The organism is Kitasatospora sp. NPDC023385 (assembly GCF_055664045.1).
In genome coordinates, this window is record NZ_JBVOOL010000020.1 from 121,136 (window position 1) to 144,330 (window position 23,195).

Sequence of the window (23,195 nt, forward strand, 5' to 3'; positions counted from 1 at the left end):
GGGTGGATCATGCTCCCGAATCATCACCATATGAGCGGATTGTCGTTTCTGCTCCCCGGCTTACACCCCCCACATGCAGCGGCATCCCACACCCCAGAAAGCACCCGCACCCCGCACGGCCACACGCCCGGATGTCAGTCCCACCCGGCACCATGGGGGCATGGCGCCCCGACACCCGATCCCGCCCGACGGCCCCCCACCGGCCGGCGACCCCCTGGCCGGCTTCGCCCCGGCCACCCGGGCCTGGTTCACCGGTGCCTTCTCCGCCCCCACCAGCGCCCAGGCCGAAGCCTGGCGCGCCATCGGGCGGGAGACGGACGTCCTGGTGGTCGCCCCCACCGGCTCCGGCAAGACGCTCGCCGCCTTCCTCTCCGCCCTCGACCGGCTCAGCAGCACCCCGCCGCCGGCCGAGCCCAAGCACCGCTGCCGGGTCCTCTACGTCTCGCCGCTCAAGGCCCTCGCGGTCGACGTCGAACGGAACCTGCGCGCCCCGCTGACCGGCCTGCGCCAGGCCGCCGTCCGGCTCGGGCTGCCCGAGCCGGAGGTCCAGGTCGCCATCCGCTCCGGTGACACCCCGGCCGCCGACCGCCGCCGCTTCGCGACCCACCCGCCGGACATCCTGATCACCACCCCCGAGTCGCTGTTCCTGCTGCTCACCTCCGCCTCCCGGGAGGCGCTGCGCGGGGTGGACACGGTGATCCTGGACGAGGTGCACGCGGTCGCCGGCACCAAGCGCGGCGCCCACCTCGCCCTCACCCTGGAGCGGCTGGACGAGTTGCTGGAGCGCCCGGCCCGGCGGATCGGCCTGTCCGCGACGGTGCGCCCGGTCGAGGAGGTGGCCCGGTTCCTCAGTCCGCGGCGCGGCGCCGCGGTGGTCCAGCCGCCCGCCGCCAAGGACTTCGACCTCTCGGTGGTCGTCCCCGTCCCCGATCTGGACGACCTGCCCGCCGCCCCGGCCGCCGGCGGCGCCGCCGGCAGCGACGCGCAGCGCCAGGCCTCGATCTGGCCGCACGTCGAGGAGCGGATCGTCGACCTGGTCGAGGCACACCGCTCGACGATCGTGTTCGCCAACTCCCGCCGCCTGGCCGAGCGCCTGTGCAACCGGCTGAACGAGATCGCCTACGAGCGCGCCACCGGCACCGCCGTCCCCGAGGCGCACGCCCCGGCCGAGCTGATGGGCGGGTCGGGCGCGACCAGGGGCGCTCCCGCGGTCATCGCCCGGGCCCACCACGGCTCCGTCTCCAAGGAGCAGCGCTCGCTGGTCGAGGAGGAGTTGAAGGCCGGCCGGCTGCCCGCCGTGGTCGCCACCTCCAGCCTGGAGCTGGGCATCGACATGGGCGCCGTCGACCTGGTCGTCCAGGTCGAGTCCCCGCCCTCGGTCGCCTCCGGTCTGCAGCGGGTCGGCCGGGCGGGCCACCAGGTCGGCGCGGTCTCCACCGGTGTCTTCTTCCCCAAGTACCGGGGCGACCTCGTGCAGTCCGCCGTGGTCACCGAGCGGATGCGGACGGGTCGGATCGAGGCCCTGCGCATCCCGCGCAACCCGCTGGACGTGCTCGCCCAGCAGCTGGTCGCGATGACGGCCCTGGACGTCTGGCCGGTGGACGAACTGCTCACCGTGGTCCGCCGCGCCGCGCCGTTCGCCACCCTCCCGCAGTCCGCCTTCGACGCCGTGCTCGACATGCTGGCCGGCCGCTACCCCTCGGACGCCTTCGCCGAGCTGCGCCCCCGCATCGTCTGGGACCGGGTGGCCGGCACGGTGACCGGCCGCCCCGGCGCCCAGCGCCTGGCCGTGACCTCCGGCGGCACCATCCCCGACCGCGGCCTGTTCGGCGTCTTCATCGCCGGCAGTGCCGGGTCCGATCCGAAGTCGGGCAAGCCGGGCGGCGGGCGGCGGGTGGGCGAGCTCGACGAGGAGATGGTCTACGAGTCCCGCGTGGGCGACGTGTTCACCCTGGGCACCACCTCCTGGCGGATCGAGGAGATCACCCACGACAAGGTGCTGGTCACCCCGGCCCCCGGCGTCCCCGGCCGGCTCCCGTTCTGGAAGGGCGACACCCTTGGCCGTCCGCTCGAACTCGGCCGCGCCCTCGGCGCGTTCACCCGCGAGCTGGGCGCGCTGACGCCGGAGGCCGCCACCGAGCGCCTCCAGCGGGCCGGGCTGGACGACTGGGCCGCCGCCAACCTGCTCGACTACCTCGCCGAGCAGCGCGCCGCCTGCGGCCACCTCCCGGACGACCGCACCATCGTGGTCGAGCGCTTCCGGGACGAGCTCGGCGACTGGCGGATCGTCATCCACTCCCCCTTCGGCGCCCAGGTGCACGCCCCCTGGGCGCTCGCCCTCGGCGCCCGGCTGCGCGAGAAGCACGGCCTGGACCCGCAGGTCATGCACGCCGACGACGGCATCGTGCTCCGCCTCCCGGACGCGGACCTGCTGGACTTCCCTTCGGAACAGGCGAGTTCGGCTCCGGACGAGGCCCCGGTCGGCGCCGACGCCGCCCTGTTCGACCCCGGCGAGATCGAGCAGCTGGTCACCGACCAGGTCGGCGGCTCCGCCCTGTTCGCCTCCCGCTTCCGCGAGTGCGCCGGCCGCGCCCTGCTGCTCCCCCGCCGCAACCCCGGCCGCCGCACCCCGCTCTGGCAGCAGCGCCAGCGCGCCGCCCAACTACTCGAAGTCGCCTCCGAGTACGGCTCGTTCCCGATCGTGCTGGAGGCCGTCCGGGAGTGCCTGCAGGACGTCTTCGACGTGCCCGGCCTGGTCGAGCTGATGGCGGACCTGGAATCCCGCGCCGTCCGCCTCGTCGAGGTCACCACCTCCGAGCCGTCGCCCTTCGCCCGTTCACTGCTCTTCGGCTACGTCGCCCAGTTCCTCTACGAGGGCGACTCCCCGCTGGCCGAGCGCCGCGCCGCCGCCCTCTCGCTCGACTCCCGGCTGCTGTCCGAGCTCCTCGGCCAGGCCGAGCTGAGCGAACTGCTCGATCCGCAGGTCCTCATCGAGCTGGAGGCCGAACTCCAGCGCCTCACCCCCGAGCGCCGGATCAAGGACGCCGAGGGCGTCGCGGACGCCCTGCGCCTGCTCGGCCCGCTCGCCGAGGCCGAGTTGACCGCTCGCGGCGCCGAGCCGCTGTGGGCCCTGGAGCTGGAGGCCGCCCGCCGGGTGATCCAGGTCCGGATCGCCGGCGAGCGGCGCTGGGCCTCGATCGAGGACTCCGGACGGCTGCGCGACGCACTCGGCACCCCGCTGCCGGTCGGCGTCCCCGAGGCCTTCACCGAGCCGGTCAAGGACCCCCTGGGGGACCTGATCGCCCGCCACGCCCGTACCCACGGCCCGTTCACGGCCGCCGAGGCCGCCGCCCGCTTCGGTCTCGGCACCGCCGTGGTCGCCGGCACCCTGCACCGCCTGACCGCCGCCGGCCGCCTGGTCCAGGGCCAGTTCCGGCCCGCCGAGAGCCACACCGCGTCCGAGTGGTGCGACGCCGAGGTGCTGCGCCGGCTGCGCCGCCGCTCGCTGGCGGCCCTGCGCCAGGAGGTCGAGCCGGTGCCGCCGCGCGCCCTGGCCGCCTTCCTCCCGCAGTGGCAGCACGTGGCCGGCCACCGGCTGCGCGGCCCGGACGGCATGCTCCGGGTGGTCGAGCAGCTGCAGGGCACCGCCCTGCCAGCCTCCGCCCTGGAGAAGCTGGTCCTCCCGGCCCGGCTCGCCGACTACTCCCCCGGCCTGCTGGACGAGTTGACGGCGGCCGGCGAGATCGGCTGGTGCGGGGCCGGCGCGCTGGCCGGCAAGGACGGCTGGATCAGCCTGCACCTCACCGAGAACGCCCACCTGCTGCGCCCCGAGCCCGTCCCACCCGCGCTCACCCCGCTGCACAGCGCCCTGATGGCCGCGCTGGCCGGCGGCTACGGCCTGTTCTTCCGCCAACTCGTCCAGCAGCTCCCGGAGGAGACGCCGGAGCCAGAGGTCGTCGCGGCCCTGTGGGATCTGGTCTGGGCCGGCTACGTCACCAATGACACGCTCGCCCCGCTGCGCGCCCTGCTCGGCTCCGGCCGGACGGCGGGCGCCACCGCCCACCGCGCGCCCCGGGCCACCCCGCGCGGCCGCTACGGCGGCGCCGGCCGTCCGTTCGGCCGGGTCGGCGGCGCCCTGCGCAGCGGCCCGCCGACGGTGGCCGGGCGCTGGTCGCTGCTGCCCGCCTTCGCCGGCGACCCGACGGTCCGGGCCACGGCCCGGGCGCAGAGCCTGCTGGACCGCCACGGCCTGCTCACCCGGGGCACGGTGGTGGCCGAGCGGGTGCCCGGCGGCTTCGCCGGGGTGTACCGGGTGCTCGCCGCGATGGAGGAGCGCGGCCGGGCCCGCCGGGGCTACTTCGTCGAGGGCCTCGGCGGCGCCCAGTTCGCCATGGAGGGCGCGGCTGACCGGCTGCGTTCGGTCAACGGCCGGCTGGAGCGGTCCCGGGCCGCCGGGTGGTCCTCCGCCCCGGCCACCGAGCCGCCGCAGGCGCTGGTGCTGGCCGCCGCCGACCCGGCGAACGCCTACGGCGCCGCCCTGCCCTGGCCGGAGCCGCCCGCCGTGCCCGGCGGCAAGGAGTCCACGGCGCACCGGCCGGGCCGCAAGGCGGGTGCCTTGGTGGTCCTGGTCGACGGCGAGTTGGCGCTGTACGTCGAGCGCGGCGGCAAGTCCCTGCTGGCCTGGCCGGAGGACGAGGGGGCCCGGGCGCTCGCGGCGGGCGCGCTGGCCGCGGCCGTCCGGGAGGGCGCGCTCGGCAGCGTCACGGTGGAGCGGGCCAACGGCGAGCCCGCCCTCGGCTCGGCCCTCGGCCGCGCCCTGGAGGAGGCCGGCTTCCACGCCACCCCGCGCGGGCTCCGCCTGCGTCCCTGAGCCGGGGCGCGGGAACGCCGGAGGCCGCGGGGTCCAGGACCCCGCGGCCTCCTGCCACGTCGAATCACCCGATCGGTGGCGGCTGTGCCTCCACCGGTCGTACCGTCTCCTCGCGCCGGCGCCGGTTCGGTCCGGTCGCGTTCCGGTCCGCGTGGACCGGGATGAGACCGAGCCCCCAGCCTCCGGCCGCGAGCAGCCCCAGCGCCGCACCGTCGACCGGCTGCCCCCGGACGATCAGGAGCCAGCAGGCGAGTCCGGCCGCCACCGCCGCCAGGATCCACCGCACCGGACGTCGTTTCCTGGGCAACAGTCGCGCCCGCGCCCGTATTCGGGCCGACGGGCGCATCCGCGCTTCTTTCCGCACGACCGCCCTCCCTTCGCTCGCCCCGGGCAGGGATGCCCGGGAGTCGAGGCCGGGTTCAGGCGGCGACCACGTCCATCGCGGCGGCCTTGGGCGACATGTTCGCCCGGTCGGTGCCGGGGGCGGGCAGCGGAACCGGTTCGAGTACCGGCCTCAGCAGATCACCTTCGGAGAGGGTGGCCATCGCCGCAAGTTCGGCGAGCGACAGTTCGTCGCTGACCTCGCGCATGACCTCGGACATCCGGACGTCGAGTGCGTCGCAGATGGCGGAGAGCAGCTCCGAGGAGGCCTCCTTCTGTCCCCGCTCGACCTCGGAGAGGTATCCGAGCGAAACCCTGGCTGCCGCCGACACCTCGCGGAGTGTGCGGCCCTGGCGCTGGCGCTGCCGACGCAGTACATCGCCCAGTAGGCGACGGAGCAGGATCATCGGTGCCTCCCTCCTCGGACTGCGGATCGAGATGTCACGCCCCCACCGTACCGCCTTGCCCGCTTCGCGTGCGGGGACCCTGGTCGTGTTCACTCTGGGCTGCAAGGCTGTCCCCCTCCTCGTTCCGGTGTCGTTCCCGGGTTCGCGGGCCCCTCGTGGTACCCGACGCGGGGCACCCGGCCCACCGTCACGCAACTCGTTCGCCACCTGGTTTCTGCCCAACCAGGCTGTTGGATGTAACACGATCCTCCAGCCGGGCCGTGCCCGGGTGCCAGATCGGCAGGTCTCGGTTCGGTGGAGATCCGCCGGAGCGGGCCCGTCAGCGTGCGAGACGGCCGACGAGCAGCTCCAGTGCGGCGGTCACCGCTCCGTGACGGATTGTGGCACGGCCTCCCGACAGCAGGGGCGAACTGACCAGAGTTCCCCCCGGACCGGCGACCGCCAGGTGTACGGTGCCCACCGGCTGCCCGTCCTGCGGCTCCGGACCGGCCACCCCGGTCGTCGCGAGCCCGTACGTGGCTCCCAGCAGCCCGCGCACTCCCTCGGCCATCTGCCGGGCCACGACGGGGTGGACCGGCCCGTGCACGTCCAGCAGGCCCTCGTCCACGCCGAGCACCGAGGCCTTCAGCTCGGTCGCGTACGCGGTGACGGAGCCCCGGAAGGTCGCGGACGCCCCGGGGACGTCCACCAGCGCGGCGGCCAGCAGCCCCCCGGTCAGCGACTCGGCGACGGCCAGTGTGCCGCCCTCGGCCCGGAGGGCGGCGTGCGCCCGCTCGGCCAACCGGTAGTCGTGCTCCGCCACCCTGGCTCCCCCGTTGTTCAGCGGCCCGCGCGGTCGGCGGTCCGTCCCTCGCGGCGCAGTCGCAGCGCCTGTCCGACGTAGTCCAGCGCGGTGCCGACGGTCAGCAGCACCGCCAGGCCCATCAGCACGGCCCGGCCGGTGGCCAGCCAGCCGGTCAGGGCCAGCACGTACATGCCGACCGCGGTGCCCTGGGTCAGCGTCTTGAGCTTGCCGCCGCGGCTGGCCGGGATGACCCCGTAGCGGATCACCCAGAACCGCATCAGGGTGATGCCCAGTTCGCGGGCCAGGATCACCGCGGTGACCCACCAGGGCAGGTCGCCGAGCACCGAGAGGCCGATCAGCGCCGAGCCCATGATCGCCTTGTCGGCGATCGGGTCGGCGATCTTCCCGAAGTCGGTGACCAGGCCCTTGCGGCGGGCCAGTTCGCCGTCGAACAGGTCGGTGATCATCGCGATGGCGAACGAGGCCCAGGCGACCGCGCGCCACTTGGGGTCGTGCCCGCCGCCGGCGAACAACAGCCACACGAAGACCGGCACCAGCAGCACCCGGGCCATCGTGAGCACGTTGGCGATGTTCCAGATCCCCGGGGTCGGCGGCACCGCGGCCGCCGGTCTGCCCGGGTGGGCCGCGGTCGGGGCGCCGGGCCCCTGGGTCATTCCCCGGCTCCCGGGGCCTGGCGGACCCGGACCTGCTCCAGCGCCTCGGCGACCAGGTCGACGCCCTCGCTGGCCACCACCTTGGCCCGCCAGAACTGCCCGACCTCGGGGGCGTCGACGCCTTCGAGGGTGGTCAGGCCGTCGGTCTCCGGGGCCTGGTGGGCGGCCCGGCCCTCGACCACGCCGTCCTCGATCGACTCGATCAGCACCACGACCTCGCTGCCGATCCGCTGCTCGGCCCGCTGGGCGCTCATCTCCTCGGCCAGCCGGCTCAGCCGGTCCAGCCGGTCGGCGATCACGTCCTCGGGCAGCTTGCCGTCGTAGGTCGCGGCCTCGGTGCCCTCCTCGTCGGAGTAGCCGAAGACGCCGATCGCGTCCAGCCCGGCGTGGGTGACGAAGCGCTCCAGTTCGGCGAAGTCCTCCTCGGTCTCGCCGGGGAAGCCGACGATGAAGTTGGACCGGGCGCCGGCCTGCGGGGCCTTGTCGCGGATGGTCTTCAGCAGCTCCAGGAACTGGTCGGTGGAGCCGAAGCGGCGCATCCGGCGCAGCACGGCGGGCGCCGAGTGCTGGAAGGACAGGTCGAAGTAGGGCGCGACGTCGGGGGTGCCGGTCATCGCGTCGATCAGCCCCGGGCGCATCTCGGCCGGCTGCAGGTAGGAGACCCGGACCCGCTCGACGCCGTCGATCGCGGCGATCTCGCCGAGCAGCGTCTCCAGCAGCCGGATGTCGCCCAGGTCCTTGCCGTACGAGGTGTTGTTCTCGCTGACCAGGACGATCTCGCGGACGCCCTGCTCGGCCAGCCACTGGGCCTCGTGCAGCACGTCGGAGGGTCGGCGGGAGATGAAGGAGCCGCGGAAGGCCGGGATGGCGCAGAAGGAGCAGCGCCGGTCGCAGCCGGAGGCGAGCTTGACGGAGGCGACCGGGTTGTCGTCCAGCCGCTTGCGCAGGGTGCGCGGGCCGGAGGCCGGGGCGAGGCCCTCGGGCAGGTCGGCGATCGGCTCGGCGGCGGCCTCGGCGCCGTGGCCGGGCAGCGCGACGGCTTCGGCGGCGGACTGCCGTTCGGCGGGGCTGATCGGCAGCAGCTTGCGGCGGTCGCGGGGGATGTGCGGGGCGTGGTGGCCGCCGGAGAGGATGGTCTGCAGGCGGTCGGAGATGTCGGCGTAGTCGTCGAAGCCGAGCACGCCGTCGGCTTCGGGGAGCGCGTCGGCGAGCTCCTTGCCGTACCGCTCGGCCATGCAGCCGACCGCGACGACGGCCTGGGTGCGGCTGTTCCCCTTGAGGTCGTTGGCCTCCAGCAGGGCGTCCACGGAGTCCTTCTTGGCGGCTTCGACGAAGCCGCAGGTGTTGACGACGGCGACGTCCGCTTCGGCGGCGTCGTCGACGAGCAACCAGCCGTCGGCTTCCAGTCGCCCGGCGAGTTCCTCGGAGTCCACCTCGTTGCGGGCGCATCCGAGCGTGACAAGGGCGACAGTACGGCGTTCAGGCATAGGCCCAAGATTAACGCGCGGCTTCCGGTGCCGTTCGCCCCGGAGGCCGCGCGCCTCGGATCAGCTGGTCGTGCCCGGCCCCACCAGGCCCTGTGGTCAGCCCGCCTGCGGGTCTCCGGGGGTGTACGTGACGTGCACCACCTGGCCGTCCTTGCCGAGGAGGCCGAGGTCCTTGCCGTTGACGTACGCGTGCACGGCCCCGCCGTTGCCCAGCACCAGCTTGATCTGCTTGGGGTCGGTGAAGGTCTGGTCCTGGCCGTCGCTGATGTTGTTCTGGAACAGCGACTTGCCGCTGCCGTCCATCGCCGAGACCCAGCTCGTGCCCTGGGCGACCAGCTTCACGGTGACCTTGTCGCCGGGGACGGCGGCGATCGCGGCGGCGCTCGGCGCGGGCGCCGGCGGCTGGACGGCGGGCGTGGCCGGCGGGGCGACGGAGCCGGTGCCGGAGCCGCTGGGCAGCGGCGCGCTGGCCGAGCCGGTGGAGCCGTGGCCGCCCTTGCCGCTGACCAGGTTGAAGCCGATCAGGGCGACCACCGCGACGATCGCGGCCATCATCGCCGCCGCCCAGTTCGGCCGGCCGCGGCTGGGCACCTTGATCGGGCCGCTGTCGATCAGCTGGGACGCCGGGTGCTTGGCGGCCGGCGGGCCGCCGTGCGCGGCGTCGTAGCGGGCGACCAGGGCGTCGCCGTCCACGCCGACGGCGCGGGCGATCAGGCGGATGTGCCCGCGGGCGTAGAAGTCGCCGCCGCAGCGGCCGAAGTCGTCCTCCTCGACGGCATGGACGATCGGCACCCGGACCCGGGTGGCGGTACTCACCTGGTCCACCGTGAGGCCCGCGTCGATCCGGGCGGCGGACAGCACCCGGCCGATGCTCGGGGCATCGGCCGACTGGGCCGCGTCGTCGGTCGGCTCGACGGACGACGGGGCGTTCTCGCGATCGGAGGACTTGCCGATGGTCACGGGGCACGCCTTTCGAGCGGATGGCCACCTGCTGGGGAACAGTCTAGGGGCGGGGGCGGATCGATTCTCAAGCGGAACGGGCCCGAATGCGCGCACCCGGCCCGAGCGGGGCCCGACACCTCAGCTGACCGGCCGTCAGCGGAGCCGCACAGCAGAGCGCAGAAGAGCTACGGAACAGCTCGGAAGAGCACGGAAGGACCCGGGCGTTCGCTTTCCGGCCTGTGACGCGCTGTACGGACGTTCGGTTCCCCGTGGCACGCCTACCCTCCCCCGAACGAGTGATGCCCGCCCGGGACGCGGGGCCGTCCGGCGCACGGCGCCGTCCGGAAGGCGCCGCCCCGTCAGCCCCGCAGGGTCACCAGCACCCCGTCGAGCTCGTCCGGCTTCACCAGGACGTCGCGGGCCTTCGAGCCCTCGCTGGGGCCGACGATCCCGCGCGACTCCATCAGGTCCATCAGCCGGCCCGCCTTGGCGAAGCCGACCCGGAGCTTGCGCTGGAGCATCGAGGTCGAGCCGAACTGGGTGGAGACGACCAGCTCGGCCGCCTGGATCAGCAGGTCCAGGTCGTCGCCGATCTCCTCGTCGATCTCCTTCTTCGGTCCGCCCCCGACCATCACGTCGTCCCGGTAGACGGCGCTCAGCTGGTCCTTGCAGTGCTGCACCACCCGGGCGATCTCCGCCTCGGTGACGAACCCGCCCTGCATGCGGATCGGCTTGCTGGCGCCCATCGGCAGGAAGAGCGCGTCGCCCTTGCCGATCAGCTTCTCCGCGCCGGGCTGGTCCAGGATGACCCGGGAGTCGGCCATCGCGGAGGTCGCGAAGGCCAGCCGGGACGGCACGTTGGCCTTGATCAGGCCGGTGACCACGTCCACCGAGGGCCGCTGGGTGGCGAGCACCAGGTGGATGCCGGCCGCGCGGGCCAGCTGGGTGATCCGGACCACCGAGTCCTCGACGTCCCGCGGCGCGACCATCATCAGGTCGGCCAGCTCGTCGACGATCACCAGCAGGTACGGGTACGGCCTCAGCTCCCGCTCGCTGCCCAGCGGCGGGGTGACCTTGCCGGCCCGCACCGCTGCGTTGAAGTCGTCCACGTGCCGGAAGCCGTACGCCGCGAGGTCGTCGTAGCGCATGTCCATCTCGCGCACCACCCACTGGAGGGCCTCGGCGGCCTTCTTGGGGTTGGTGATGATCGGTGTGATCAGGTGCGGGATGCCCTCGTAGGCGGTGAGCTCGACCCGCTTGGGGTCGACCAGCACCATCCGCACCTCGTCCGGGGTGGCCCGGGCGAGGATCGAGGTGATCAGGCAGTTGATGCAGGACGACTTGCCCGCGCCGGTCGCACCGGCCACCAGGATGTGCGGCATCTTGGCGAGGTTGGCCATCACGGTGTGGCCCTCGACGTCCTTGCCCATGCCGACGACCATCGGGTGCGAGTCCTCGGCGGCCGTGCGCGAGCGCAGCAGGTCGCCGAGGTTGACCATCTCGCGGTCCCGGTTGGGGATCTCGATGCCGACCGCGGACTTGCCCGGGATCGGGCTGATGATCCGCACGTCCGGGCTGGCCACCGCGTAGGCGATGTTCTTGGCGAGCGCGGTGATCCGCTCCACCTTGACGGCCGGGCCGAGCTCGACCTCGTAGCGGGTGACGGTCGGGCCGCGGGTGAAGCCGGTGACCCGGGCGTCCACCTTGAACTCGTTGAAGGTGCCGGTGAGCTGGGCGACCACCTCGTCGTTGAGGGCGCTGCGGGCCTTGGCCGGGCCGCCGCGCTCCAGCAGGTCCAGCGGGGGCAGGGCGTACGTGATGTCGCCGGTGAGCTGGAGCTGCTCCATCCGCACCGGTGCCGGGCCGTGGTCCTCGGGTGCGCCCGGGCCGCCGCTGCGGGCGGCCGGGACGGCGGGTTCCTCGGGCGGCGCGGTGCGGTCCTGCACCTGGTGCATCATGTCCGCCACCGCGGAGGAGGCGGGCACGCCGTAGACCAGTGCGCCGTCCAGGTCGGCGGCCGCGCCGGCGGCCAGGTTGCGGGTGGCGTACGGGTCCAGCGGCTCCTTGTCCAGGGAGACCCGGACGGCCTCCGCCGGGTCGTCGGGGTCGGCGGGCCTGCGCCGACGGCGGCGCCGGCGGGCGGCCACCTCGTCCGTCAGGTCGTCACCGGTGGTGTCCACGGTGAACGGCAGCGCGTCGGGGTCGGCGTCCTCCGGCGGTTCGGTGGACAGGTCACGCTCCGGCGCACGCCCCTCGTACAGCTCGTCCTCCGGCCCGCGTTCGACCACGCCGAGCCGGACGCCGATCGCCCGCAGCCGCTCCGGGATGCGGTTGACCGGGGTGGCGGTGACCACCAGCAGGCCGAAGAAGGCCAGCAGCAGGAGCAGCGGCACGGCGAGCGCGGGGCCCGCGGCGGCCATCATCGGGGTGGACGCGGCCCAGCCGATGATGCCGCCCGCCGCCCTTATCCGGGAGGCGCCGCCGCCCATCATGGGCGCGCCGCAGCCGATGTGGACCAGGCCGAGGACGCCGACCAGCAGCGCGGTCAGCCCGATCACGATCCGGCCGTTGGCCTCCGGCAGCTCCGGATGGCGCCAGAGCCGGATCGCGATGGCGGCCAGCAGGAACGGCACCAGCACGTCGAGTCGGCCGAACAGTCCGGACACCACGGCGGTGGCCGCCTCGCCCAGCCAGCCCTGCGGGCTGAACCAGGTGCCGGCGGCGGTCACCAGCGCCAGCGCGAACAGCAGCAGGCCCACGCCGTCCTTGCGGTGGGCCGGGTCGAGGTTCTTGGCGCCGTCGCCGAAGCCGCGGAAGATCGCGGCGATCGGGCTCGCCAGCGCGTTGAGCGCGCCCATCAGCACCGACCGGGAGGGGGGAGCGGGCGGCGGGGCCGACTTGGCCGCCGTCCTCTTCGCGGGGGCCGCCCGCTTCGCCGCCGCCTTCTTCACGGGCGGCTTGCCCGGGGCCTTCGCCGCGGCCTTCCTGGCCGCTCCCGGACTCGGCTTACGTGCTGCGTTCCCGGGCGTACGAGTGGCCATGGGTCAGCAGCCTACCGGTGCGGACCACCGGCGCACATGTGCCCGAGCCGGGCCGCCCGGACGTGTCGCAGACACACCGTCACTCTGACCGGGATTCACCCGGACGCACCGCCGAACCACCCCGACGGGTGAACCTACGGCGAAGGTCAGGAGCTTCCGGGGCGCATCGCGTCCAGGGCCCGGCGCAGCGCCGAGAGCTTGCGCTCCAGGTGTGCGGCGGTCGCCGCCACCCCGGCGTCCTCGCCGCCGTCCAGCTGCTTGCCGAGCGCCTCCGCCTGCTCCTCGACGGCCGCCAGGCGCGCGGACAGCTCGCCCAGCAGCGCCCCGCCGAGGGCCGGCTCGCCGCCGCCCGCCTCCAGTTGCAGCCGCAGCAGCGCGGCCTGCTCCTTCAGCTGGCAGTTCTTCACGTACAGGTCGACGAAGACGGAGACCTTGGCGCGCAGGACCCACGGGTCGAAGGGCTTGGAGATGTAGTCCACGGCCCCGGCCGCGTAGCCGCGGAAGGTGTGGTGCGGGCCGTGGTTGATCGCGGTCAGGAAGATGATCGGGATGTCCCGGGTGCGCTCGCGGCGCTTGATGTGGGCGGCGGTCTCGAAGCCGTCCATCCCGGGCATCTGGACGTCCAGCAGGATCACCGCGAAGTCGTCGGTGAGCAGCGCCTTGAGCGCTTCCTCGCCGGACGCGGCGCGCACCAGCGTCTGGTCCAGGGCAGAGAGGATCGCCTCCAGTGCCAGCAGGTTCTCCGGTCGGTCGTCGACCAGGAGGATCTTCGCCTTCTGCATCAGGGCCCGCCCTCCTGTCGCCTGCCTGCCGCCCGGTGCAGGCACCCGCGTACTGCCCACCGCTACCCCGGTCATGCTAGCCGCACCCCCTCGTCCGGCACATCGCTCCGTCGTGACCCGATCCGGAGCAGTGTGCGACCGGTGCTCCGGCGCACGCTCAGCAGGGCGTCGTCATCCGGTCACTGTTCGCAACGATCGGTGACCCTACCCGGTTCCCGGGCCCGACCGCCAGCAAACCGGCCGACCGACCGACGCGAACGCGCGGGCCCGGCCCGGGGTTCACGCCTCCCCCGGCCCTCGTACGCCGCCCGCCGCGGCTCCCGGCGGCCCGCTCACGCCCCGCCCCCGCGCAGCCACTCGTGCATCACCGAGAGCAGGTGGTCGGTCTCCACCGGCTTGGTGATGTGGTCGGTGGCGCCCGCCTCCAGCGACTTCTCCCGGTCGCCCTTCATCGCCTTGGCGGTGAGCGCGATGATCGGCAGGCCGGCGAACTGGGGCATCCGGCGGATCGCCTCGGTCGTGGCGTAGCCGTCCATCTCCGGCATCATGATGTCCATCAGGACCAGTGCCACGTTCTCGTGCTGCTCCAGCATCTCGATGCCCTCGCGGCCGTTCTCGGCGTACAGGACGGTCAGGCCGTGCTGCTCCAGCACGCTGGTGAGGGCGAACACGTTGCGGACGTCGTCGTCGACGATCAGCACCTGCTGGCCGTCGAAGCGCCGGCCGCCGCTGACCGGCCGGGGCCGGACGGGCTCCACCGCCCGCGGCCCGGCGGCGTTCTCCAGAGCGGCGCTGCGACGGCGCTCCACGGCCCCGCGGCGGCGCTCCTCGGCCATCTCGCGGACCTCCTGGGCCCAGTGGTCGGCCGGGTTCTCCCCGACCGGCACCGGCAGGCCCAGCGGGGTCACGCCGACCGTGGCGCGCGGCGCCTGGGCGTTCGACCCGGTGCCGCGCTCGGCGGACGGGCGCTGGTCGCCCGCCGGGGCCTCCGGGGCCTCGGTGCGCAGCGGCAGGTAGAGCGTGAACGTGGAGCCCTTGCCCAGCTCGCTCTCGGCGTGGATCTCGCCGCCGAGCAGCCGGGCGATCTCGCGGCTGATGGACAGGCCGAGACCGGTGCCGCCGTACTTGCGGCTGGTGGTGCCGTCGGCCTGCTTGAACGCCTCGAAGATCTCCCGCAGCTTGTTCTCGGGGATGCCGATGCCGGTGTCGGAGACCGCGAAGGCGATCAGCGCGTCGTCCGGGCCCTGGATCGAGCCGGACTCCAGCAGCCGCTCGCGCACGTGCTGCGGGACCTCCGGGCCGGCCGGGCGGATCGAGAAGTCGACGGCGCCGGCGTCGGTGAACTTCACCGCGTTGGAGATCAGGTTGCGCAGCACCTGCTGGAGCCGCTGCTCGTCGGTGTGCAGGGTGACCGGCAGGGCGGGCGAGACCCGGACGGCGAAGTCCAGGTTCTTGTCCAGCGCGACCGGCTGGAAGGTGGCCTCCACGTAGTCGACCAGCTGGACCAGGGCGATCCGGGCCGGGCGGACGTCCATCTTGCCCGCCTCGACCTTGGACAGGTCGAGGATGTCGTTGATCAGCTGCAGCAGGTCGGAGCCGGCGCCGTGGATGGTGTCGGCGAACTCGACCTGCTTGGGCGAGAGGTTGCCCTCGTTGTTGTCGGAGAGCAGCTTGGCCAGGATCAGCAGCGAGTTGAGCGGGGTGCGCAGCTCGTGCGACATGTTGGCGAGGAACTCGCTCTTGTACCGGGAGGCCAGGGCAAGCTGTTCGGCGCGCTCCTCCAGGACCTGCCGGGCCTCCTCGATCTCGCCGTTCTTGATCTCGATGTCGCGGTTCTGCTGGGCGAGTTGCTCGGCCTTCTCCTGCAACTCCTCGTTGGTGCGCTCCAGTTCCTCCTGGCGCGCCTCCAACTCGGCGGACCGCATGGAGAGTTCCGCGGTGAGTCGCTGGGATTCCAGCAGCAGGCCCTCGGTCTTGGTGTTGACGCTGATGGTGTTGACCGTGACGCCGATCAGGTCGGCGATCTGGTTCAGGAAGTCCAGCGCGACGGTGGTGAAGGAGCTGAAGGTGGCCAGTTCGATCACGCCCAGCAGCCGGCCCTCGAACAGCACCGGCAGCACCACGATGTGGGCCGGGGAGGCCTCGCCGAGGCCGGAGGCGATCTTGAGGTAGCCGGGCGGCGCCTCCTTGAGGATGATCGCCCGCTTCTCCACCGCGGCCTGGCCGATCAGCGACTCGCCGGGGCGGAAGGTGGTCGGCATCGCCCGCCGCTGGTAGCCGTAGCTGCCGATCAGGCGCAGCACGGTGTCGTTCTCGTCGTCGTCCTCGGTGATCAGCTCGGCGGTCCGGCCGGCCGGCTGGGCGAGGAAGAAGGCGCCGTGCTGGGCGGAGACCACCGGGGTCAGCTCGGTCATGATCAGCGAGGCGACCGCCTCCAGGTCCCGGCGGCCCTGGAGCAGGCCGGAGATCCGGGCCAGGTTGGTCTTCAGCCAGTCCTGCTCCTGGTTGGTGCGGGTGGTCTCGCGCAGGTTGGCGATCATCTGGTTGATGTTGTCCTTGAGCTCGTCGAGCTCGCCCGCGGCGTCCACGTCGATCCGCAGGCTCAGGTCGCCCCTGGTCACCGCGGTGGCGACCTGGGCGATCGCGCGCACCTGCCGGGTCAGGTTGTTGGCCAGTTCGTTCACCGACTCGGTCAGGTCCTGCCAGGTGCCGTCCACACCGGGCACCCTGGCCTGGCCGCCGAGGCGTCCGTCGGTGCCCACCTCGCGGGCCACCCGGGTCACCTCGTCGGCGAACGCCGAGAGCTGGTCGACCATCGTGTTGATGCTGGTCTTGAGCTGGAGGATCTCGCCGCGGGCGTCGACGTCGATCTTCTGCGAGAGGTCGCCGCGGGCGACCGCGGTGATCACCAGCGCGATGTTGCGCACCTGGCCGGTGAGGTTGTTGGCCATCAGGTTGACGTTGTCCGTCAGGTCCTTCCAGATGCCGGCCACGCCCGGCACGCTCGCCTGGCCGCCCAGGGTGCCGTCGGTGCCGACCTCGCGGGCCACCCGGGTCACCTCCACCGCGAAGGAGGAGAGCTGGTCGACCATGGTGTTCAAGGTCCCGGCGAGCGCCGCGACCTCGCCCTGGGCCTCGATCGCGATCTTCTTGGAGAGGTCCCCGCGGGCCACCGCGGCGGCCACCTCGGCGATGTTGCGCACCTGCCCGGTCAGGTTCGACGCCATGAAGTTGACGTTGTCGGTCAGGTCCTTCCAGATCCCCGACACCCCGCGCACCCGCGCCTGACCGCCCAGGATCCCCTCGGTGCCCACCTCGCGGGCCACCCGGGTCACCTCGTCGGCGAACGCCGACAGCTGGTCGACCATGGTGTTGACGGTCGTCATCAGCTCCAGGATCTCGCCCCGGGCGTCGACGGTGATCTTCTTCGACACGTCGCCGCGCGCGACCGCCGTGGTCACCTCGGCGATGTTGCGGACCTGGCTGGTCAGGTTGTTGGCCATCAGGTTGACGGAGTTGGTCAGGTCCTTCCAGATGCCGGCCACGCCGGGCACGCTGGCCTGGCCGCCGAGGATGCCCTCGGTGCCGACGTCCCGGGCGACCCTGGTCACCTCGTCCGCGAAGGCGCCCAGCTGGTCCACCATCGTGTTGATGGTGTTCTTCAGCTCCAGGATCTCCCCGCGCGCGTCCACCTGGATCTTCTGCGACAGGTCGCCCTTGGCCACCGCGGTCGTCACCTGGGCGATGTTGCGCACCTGGTCGGTGAGGTTGTTGGCCATGAAGTTGACGTTGTCGGTCAGGTCCCGCCACACCCCGGCCGCCCAGGGCACCTGCGCCTGACCGCCCAGCCGGCCCTCGGTGCCCACCTGCCGGGCCACCCTGGTCACCTGCTCGGCGAAACCGGAGAGCTGGTCGACCATCGTGTTGATGGTGTTCTTCAGCTCCAGCATCTCGCCGCGCGCGTCCACCTCGATCTTCTGCGACAGGTCCCCGCGGGCCACCGCCGTGGTCACCTGGGCGATGTTGCGCACCTGGCCGGTCAGGTTGTCGGCCATGAAGTTCACCGAGTCGGTGAGGTCCCGCCAGACCCCCGCCACCCCCGGCACCTGGGCCTGACCGCCCAGCCGGCCCTCCGTCCCCACGTCCCTGGCCACCGTGATGACCTGCGCGGCGAAGCCGTTCAGCTGGTCCACCATCGTGTTGACGGTGTTCTTCAGCTCCAGCATCTCGCCGGCCACCTCGACGGTGACCTTGCGGGAGAGGTCGCCCTTGGCCACCGCCGTGGTCACCTGGGCGATGTTGCGCACCTGCGCGGTCAGCCGGCCGGCCATGGTGTTGACCGAGTCCGCCAGGTCCTTCCAACTGCCCGACACGCTGCGGACCTTGGCCTGGCCGCCGAGCTTGCCCTCGGTGCCGACCTCCCGGGCCACCCGGGTCACCTCGTCGGTGAACTCCGAGAGCTGGTCCACCAGCCCGTTGACGGTCCGGCCGATCTTCAGGTACTCGCCGCGCAGCGGGTGGCTCACCCCGTTGCTGTGCAGCGAGCGCAGCTCCATCTTCTGGTCCAGGTCGCCCTCGGCGATCGAGCTCAGCACCCGGCCCACCTCGGCCATCGGGCGGGCCAGGTCGTCGATCAGCGCGTTGCAGTTGTCGACGGCCGCCATCCAGGCGCCCTCGCCCGCGCCGGTCTCCAGCCGCTCGTTCAGCCGGCCCTCGCGGCCGACCGCCCGCCGCACCCGGGCCAGTTCGCCGGTCAGGTGCTGGTTGCGCTCGGCGACCTCGTTGAACACCGCGGCGATCTCCGCCAGCGGCCCGTCGCCCGGGACGGTCATCCGGCGGCGGAAGTTGCCGTCCCGCATCGCGGTCAGCGCGGACAGCAGCTTGCGCAGCTCGGCGGGCTCCGCGCCGCGGTTGTGGCTCACTCGCCGGCCGGCCGCGTTCCGCGGCGCGGTCCCGGAGCGGCCGCCGCGCTGGGCGGGCGGCGTCGTACCGGTTGCGTCCTTGGTGGCCGAACTCAACGGGCCCCTCCCACATCGTGAACTGTCCGGTGACCGCCCGTGCCGGGGTCGGCACGCGTCCCGGGCACCGGCCCGGCTGGGCTGCTACCGGCGGCCTTCGGCACACCGGCACCCCACGACCGTACTGCTCGTACCGGTCATCGCGGACCCCCCAGTCTGGCAGCACTGGCGCCGGGTGGACGGCCGGTTGCGCACGGTTGGTGCCCCACCGTCCGAAACAGGTGGGCAGAATCACCCTCAGGTGCCTGTTTCGGCGCCCCGCCCCCACGGGGAACCAAGCGGAAAGTAGGGTGGAGCGCTGCACCGGGCCACAACCCGACCCCAGCGCCGCCGCTCACCCGACGGCGCGCACGGGGAAGTCGGCGCCGCACCCCCGGACAGCCAGGGCAAGAGCAGCAGAGGAGAAGTGGCAACGTGGTCACCGCGCGCGCAGCCGCCACCTTCGATCCCGACGGCCGGTCCGCCGCGGCCGCCCGGGGCTTCGTCCGGGACGCACTGCTCGGCTGGGGACTGCCGGAAGTCGTCGACGACGCGGTCGTGCTGGTCAGCGAACTGGTCACCAACGCCGTCGTGCACGCCGGCACCGCCGCCGAGGTCTGCTGCCTGCGCGAGGAGGAGACCGTCCGGATCGAGGTCACCGACCACCACCCCGAACGCGGCCTGCCCACCCTCGGCGACGGACCGGTCACCGCCTCCGACCGCTACGCCGACCCCGACGGCGAGGGCGGCCGCGGCCTGCTGATGTGCTCCGCCCTCGCCGAGAGATGGGGCGTCGAGTACGGGACCGGCCGCAAGACCGTCTGGTTCCGCCTCCGACTGCCCGCACACGTGGTCGGCACCCGCTACGCCGTTCCCGCCACCCCCGGCAGCGACCTGCCGAGCGGCCCCGGCCCGGTGCACGTCGCCGTCGTCCAACTCGACGAGGACGGCCGCGTCCTGGCCTGGAACCCGGACGCCGAGGCGCTCTTCCAGTACCCCGCCGGCACCGTCCTCGGCCGCCCCTGGGCCGACCTCGCCGTCTGGCCGCAGCCCCCCGGCCCCAGCCTGACCGACACCCTGCGGATGGCCCGCTGGGAGGGCGGCTACGGGATCCGCCGCCAGGACGGCCAGGAGGCCGAGGTGTACGGCGTCCAGGTGCGCGTACGCGACACCGAGGGCGTCGCCTCCACCCTCTGTCTGCTCGTCCTCGAACCCGACCGGGCCGTCCTGCGCTCCCCCGCCCGCACCCTGCCCGGCGAGCGCCCCGACCCCACCGGCCCCCGGCTCGACCTGCTGGCCGGCCCGGTCGTCACCGACGACCTCGACACCCTGCTGCAGCGCACCGTCGAACGCGCCCGCGACCTGCTCGACGGCGACGCCGCGTACCTGCTGCTCACCACCGACGACGAGGCCGAGTTCGAGGTCCGCGCCGCCACCGGCCTCACCGCCGGACACCGCCGGCACACCCGCTTCCCGGTCGAGACCGGCAACCGATACGACTCCGCCCGGCTGCCCTCCGTCCACGAGGACCTCGCCGGCCGCCCCACCGGGCTGCCCCTGCTCTCCGACAGCGGCATGCGGTCCCTGGTCACCGTCCCGCTCAAGGTCGAGGGCCGCCTGATCGGCTCGCTCGGCATCGCCGCCACCTCGCCCGGCCGCTACGACAACGAGGACGCGCTGCGCCTGCAGTTCGCCGCCGACCGGGTCGCCCTCGCCGTCGAGAGCACCCGGCTGACCGAGCTCGAACGGCTGCGCCGGGGCTCGCTGTCCTTCCTGGTCGAGGCCTCCGACCTGCTGGCCGGCACCCTCGAACACGAGCAGACCCTCGCGCTGATGGCGCAGATGGCCGTCCCCACCCTCGCCTCCTGGTGCGCCGTCTACACCACCGCCGACCACTCCTCCACGGCCCGCCTCGCCTTCGTCCTGCACGAGGACGAGGACCGCATCGACCCGCTGCGCGACCTGCTCGACAAGACCCCCGCCCCCGAGACCGGCCCCACCCACGGCGTCCGCTTCTGGGCGGCGCCCGCCGAGACCGCCGAGGCCGGCGGCCTCACCGACAGCCCGGAACTCGCCGGGCTGCTCGGCGAGACCGTCGCCATCGCGCTGACCGCCCGCAACCGCGTCATCGGCCTGCTGGCGCTCGGTGTCCCGGCGGGCGTCCGGTTCCGCCAGGAGATCCTCGAACTCGCCGAGGACCTCTCCCGCCGCGCCGCCCTCGCCCTCGACAACTCCCGCCTCTACTCCGAGCGCACCGCCACCAGCCAGGCCCTGCAGCGCAGCCTGCTCCCGCCGGACCTGCCGGAGATCCCGGGCGTCGAGGTGGACGTCTACTACCAGGCCGCCGGAGAGGGCAACGAGGTCGGCGGGGACTTCTACGACCTGTTCACCATCCGCGAGGGCACCTACGGCTTCGCCATCGGCGACGTCTGCGGCACCGGCCCCGAGGCCGCCTCGGTCACCGGCCTGGCCCGGCACTCGCTGCGGCTGCTCGCCCGCGAGGGCCTGGACGCCCCGCAGGTCCTGCGCCGCCTCAACGCGGCCATCCTGGACGAGGGTTCGCGCAGCCGCTTCCTCACCCTGCTCTACGGCGAACTGACGCCCCGTCCGGACGGCAGCACCGAACTCTCCCTGGTCTGCGCCGGCCACCCGCTGCCACTACGGCTGCGCACCGACGGCCGGGTCGACCGCGCCGCCACCCCGCAGCCCCTGCTCGGTGTCATGGACGACCTCGAGCTCACCGCCGAGACCCTGGTGCTCGCCCCCGGCGAGGTCCTGCTGTGCGTCACCGACGGCGTCACCGAACGCCGCGAGGGCGCGCGGATGCTGGGCGACGACGGCCTGGCCGAAGTCCTCACCGGCTGCACCGGTCTGACCGCCGGAGCGGTCGCGGCCCGGGTCCAGCGCGCGGTCGAGCGCTTCGCCCCCGAGCCGCCGTCCGACGACATGGCGATCCTGACCCTGCGGGTGCCCAACCAGCGCCAGGCCTGAGCGTTCCACAGCTGACGCAGTCACAAATTGTTATCTTCACAAGGGTACAAGCGAGGACGGCCGGGTAGACCGATCCCACCGGGGAATCCCCCGGCGGGGACCTGACCAGCGGCTCTCCGCTGGCCCATCACTTCTGACCGCAGCCCGCGCACGCTCACAGCCGTGCGTCCTCGGCGCGGTCGCGCGCAACCACTCATCGGACCCACACCACGGCATCACTGCGCCCTGCGCGCGCCCAGAGTGAAAGGAGCCCTCGGTGAGCAACGACGCTACCGGGGCAACGAACGCCCGTTCCACCGCAGCCGACGCGGGTAACCTCGGCTACCTCGCCCTCGGCCTGACACTACTCGCCTACGGTCTGCTCTCCACCGGCATCCTGCACGGCGCCGGAACCGGGGACGCGGCCCACCTCGCCCATCTGCTCGGCGGCGTCACCCTCTTCATCGCGGGCCTCTGGCAGCTCCGCCGCGGCGAGGGCTTCACCGGAACCGCCTTCACCAGCCTCGGTGCCTTCTGGGCGACCTGGTCGGCGGCAGGAGGGGCGGGCAAGAACGCCGCCGGCCTGTTCCTGCTGCTGTGGGCCCTGCTCGCCCTCACCCTCACCGCGGCCGGCTGGGGGGCGGGCCTGATCAGCCGCGCCGTCTACGGACTGCTGACGCTCTCCCTGCTGCTCTCCGCCATCGCCACCTTCGGCGGCTACGGCGGCCTCGCCAAGCTCGCCGGGTGGGTCGCGGCCGCCTCCGGCCTCGCCGCCTGGTACTGGGCCACCTCCGCACTGAGCAACGGCTCCTGGGGGAAGGTCGCCCTGCCGGTCAAGTGAGTCACGCGAGCCCCGGCCGGCTCAACCGACCTGCCCCCACCGCTCCTCGGCGGTACTGCGGGGCCGGCTCTCCGCCTCGACGGCGAGCCGGCCCCGTCGGCGTGCCGCCAACGCCAGCACGGCGTACGCGAGGAGGAGGATCAGGACTCCGACGACGCCGTCCGCCCAGAAGTGGTTGGCCGTCACCACGACCACCGCGACCGTCAGCAGCGGATGCAGCACCACCACCCACCGCAGCGAGCTGCGCGACACCCGGATCACCGCGACCGCCGCCAGCACGCACCAGGCGACGTGCACCGAGGGCATCGCCGACAGTTGGTCGGCCACCACGACACCGCCGACAGCACCCCCGTACACCGACTGCCCATACTCCGCAGCCACGTCGACGAAACCGCTCCCCGCGAGCATCCGGGGCGGCGCCACCGGAACGAACTGCACCAGCAGACAGACGGCCGTGGTGATCACCACCGTGTTCCGCACCCACGCGTACCGCGCGCGGTGCCGCACGAACACCCAGAGCAGGACGCCGAGCATCACCGCGAAGTGCATGACCGCGTAGTAGTAGTTCGCCAGCCGCACCAACACCGGGTACGGCATGATCGCCGCCTGCCAGGAGGCCTCGTCCGGCAACCCGATCACCTGCTCGGTGTGGTGGATCCAGCTCGCCCGGTCCAGCGCGTGGTCCGTACTCATCACCGACAGGTGCCCGACCAACTGCCAGAGCGCGAACAGCGCCAGCAGCGTCCCAGCCTCCCGCAGCAGCGCCGACAGCGCCGGCTTCCGACCCCTCGCCGCGGCGTACGCACCCGCGTAGAGGCCGACGGCGGCGCCTCCGGCGGACTGCCAGGTCAGGGTCAGGTTCTGCATTGGCAGAGGGTAACGCAAAAAGACCCCCTCCCGATTGGGAGGGGGTCTTTTCGGAATGATTGTTCGGCGGCGTCCTACTCTCCCACAGGGTCCCCCCTGCAGTACCATCGGCGCTTTGAGGCTTAGCTTCCGGGTTCGGAATGTAACCGGGC

At 73.2% G+C, this 23,195-nt stretch carries 13 protein-coding genes and 1 rRNA gene; 3 read left to right on the forward strand and 11 right to left on the reverse strand.

What is annotated here, in order from left to right; all coding sequences use genetic code 11:
- The first annotated feature begins 160 nt into the window (after positions 1–160).
- Positions 161–4,870, forward strand: a complete 4,710-nt coding sequence (locus tag AC0B61_RS27375; RefSeq protein ID WP_471743571.1) for an ATP-dependent helicase — start codon at positions 161–163, stop codon at positions 4,868–4,870.
- A 64-nt stretch (positions 4,871–4,934) separates the two neighbouring features.
- Here AC0B61_RS27375 and AC0B61_RS27380 read toward each other — a convergent pair whose 3' ends face one another.
- The 9 genes from AC0B61_RS27380 to AC0B61_RS27420 form a co-directional block, all read right to left on the reverse strand.
- Positions 4,935–5,156 (reverse strand): hypothetical protein, encoded by a 222-nt coding sequence (locus AC0B61_RS27380; protein ID WP_471743573.1) that lies wholly within the window; start codon positions 5,154–5,156, stop codon positions 4,935–4,937.
- Positions 5,157–5,289: 133 nt separating this feature from the next.
- The gene (locus AC0B61_RS27385) at positions 5,290–5,658 is read right to left on the reverse strand and encodes a helix-turn-helix domain-containing protein (protein WP_049660741.1); all 369 of its coding nucleotides are present in this window, start codon (positions 5,656–5,658) and stop codon (positions 5,290–5,292) included.
- Positions 5,659–5,977: 319 nt separating this feature from the next.
- Positions 5,978–6,460, reverse strand: a complete 483-nt coding sequence (locus tag AC0B61_RS27390) for a CinA family protein (RefSeq protein ID WP_471743575.1) — start codon at positions 6,458–6,460, stop codon at positions 5,978–5,980.
- A 17-nt stretch (positions 6,461–6,477) separates the two neighbouring features.
- Entirely contained in the window at positions 6,478–7,116 is a 639-nt protein-coding gene (gene pgsA, locus AC0B61_RS27395; protein WP_471743577.1) for a CDP-diacylglycerol--glycerol-3-phosphate 3-phosphatidyltransferase, read from the reverse strand.
- Entirely contained in the window at positions 7,113–8,603 is a 1,491-nt protein-coding gene (rimO, locus tag AC0B61_RS27400; RefSeq protein ID WP_471743579.1) for a 30S ribosomal protein S12 methylthiotransferase RimO, read from the reverse strand. Before rimO ends, pgsA begins: the two co-directional genes overlap by 4 nt.
- 96 nt (positions 8,604–8,699) lie before the next feature.
- Positions 8,700–9,563, reverse strand: a complete 864-nt coding sequence (locus AC0B61_RS27405) for a helix-turn-helix domain-containing protein (protein WP_471743581.1) — start codon at positions 9,561–9,563, stop codon at positions 8,700–8,702.
- A gap of 341 nt (positions 9,564–9,904) precedes the next feature.
- Positions 9,905–12,586 (reverse strand): FtsK/SpoIIIE family DNA translocase, encoded by a 2,682-nt coding sequence (locus tag AC0B61_RS27410; RefSeq protein WP_471743583.1) that lies wholly within the window; start codon positions 12,584–12,586, stop codon positions 9,905–9,907.
- 146 nt (positions 12,587–12,732) lie between these two features.
- The gene (locus tag AC0B61_RS27415; RefSeq protein ID WP_030246748.1) at positions 12,733–13,371 is read right to left on the reverse strand and encodes a response regulator; all 639 of its coding nucleotides are present in this window, start codon (positions 13,369–13,371) and stop codon (positions 12,733–12,735) included.
- A gap of 329 nt (positions 13,372–13,700) precedes the next feature.
- Complete coding sequence (locus AC0B61_RS27420) at positions 13,701–18,290, reverse strand: HAMP domain-containing protein (RefSeq protein ID WP_471743607.1); 4,590 nt, start codon at positions 18,288–18,290, stop codon at positions 13,701–13,703.
- Positions 18,291–18,800: 510 nt separating this feature from the next.
- Between AC0B61_RS27420 and AC0B61_RS27425 the strand changes: the two genes are divergently transcribed.
- A complete protein-coding gene (locus AC0B61_RS27425; RefSeq protein ID WP_471743585.1) occupies positions 18,801–21,356 on the forward strand; it encodes a SpoIIE family protein phosphatase in 2,556 nt (851 codons plus the stop codon).
- A 256-nt stretch (positions 21,357–21,612) separates the two neighbouring features.
- Positions 21,613–22,176, forward strand: a complete 564-nt coding sequence (locus AC0B61_RS27430; RefSeq protein ID WP_471743587.1) for an acetate uptake transporter — start codon at positions 21,613–21,615, stop codon at positions 22,174–22,176.
- A gap of 21 nt (positions 22,177–22,197) precedes the next feature.
- Here AC0B61_RS27430 and AC0B61_RS27435 read toward each other — a convergent pair whose 3' ends face one another.
- Complete coding sequence (locus AC0B61_RS27435; RefSeq protein WP_471743589.1) at positions 22,198–23,043, reverse strand: phosphatase PAP2 family protein; 846 nt, start codon at positions 23,041–23,043, stop codon at positions 22,198–22,200.
- Positions 23,044–23,104: 61 nt separating this feature from the next.
- Positions 23,105–23,195, reverse strand: a 5S ribosomal RNA gene (gene rrf / locus AC0B61_RS27440); the annotation flags it as partial.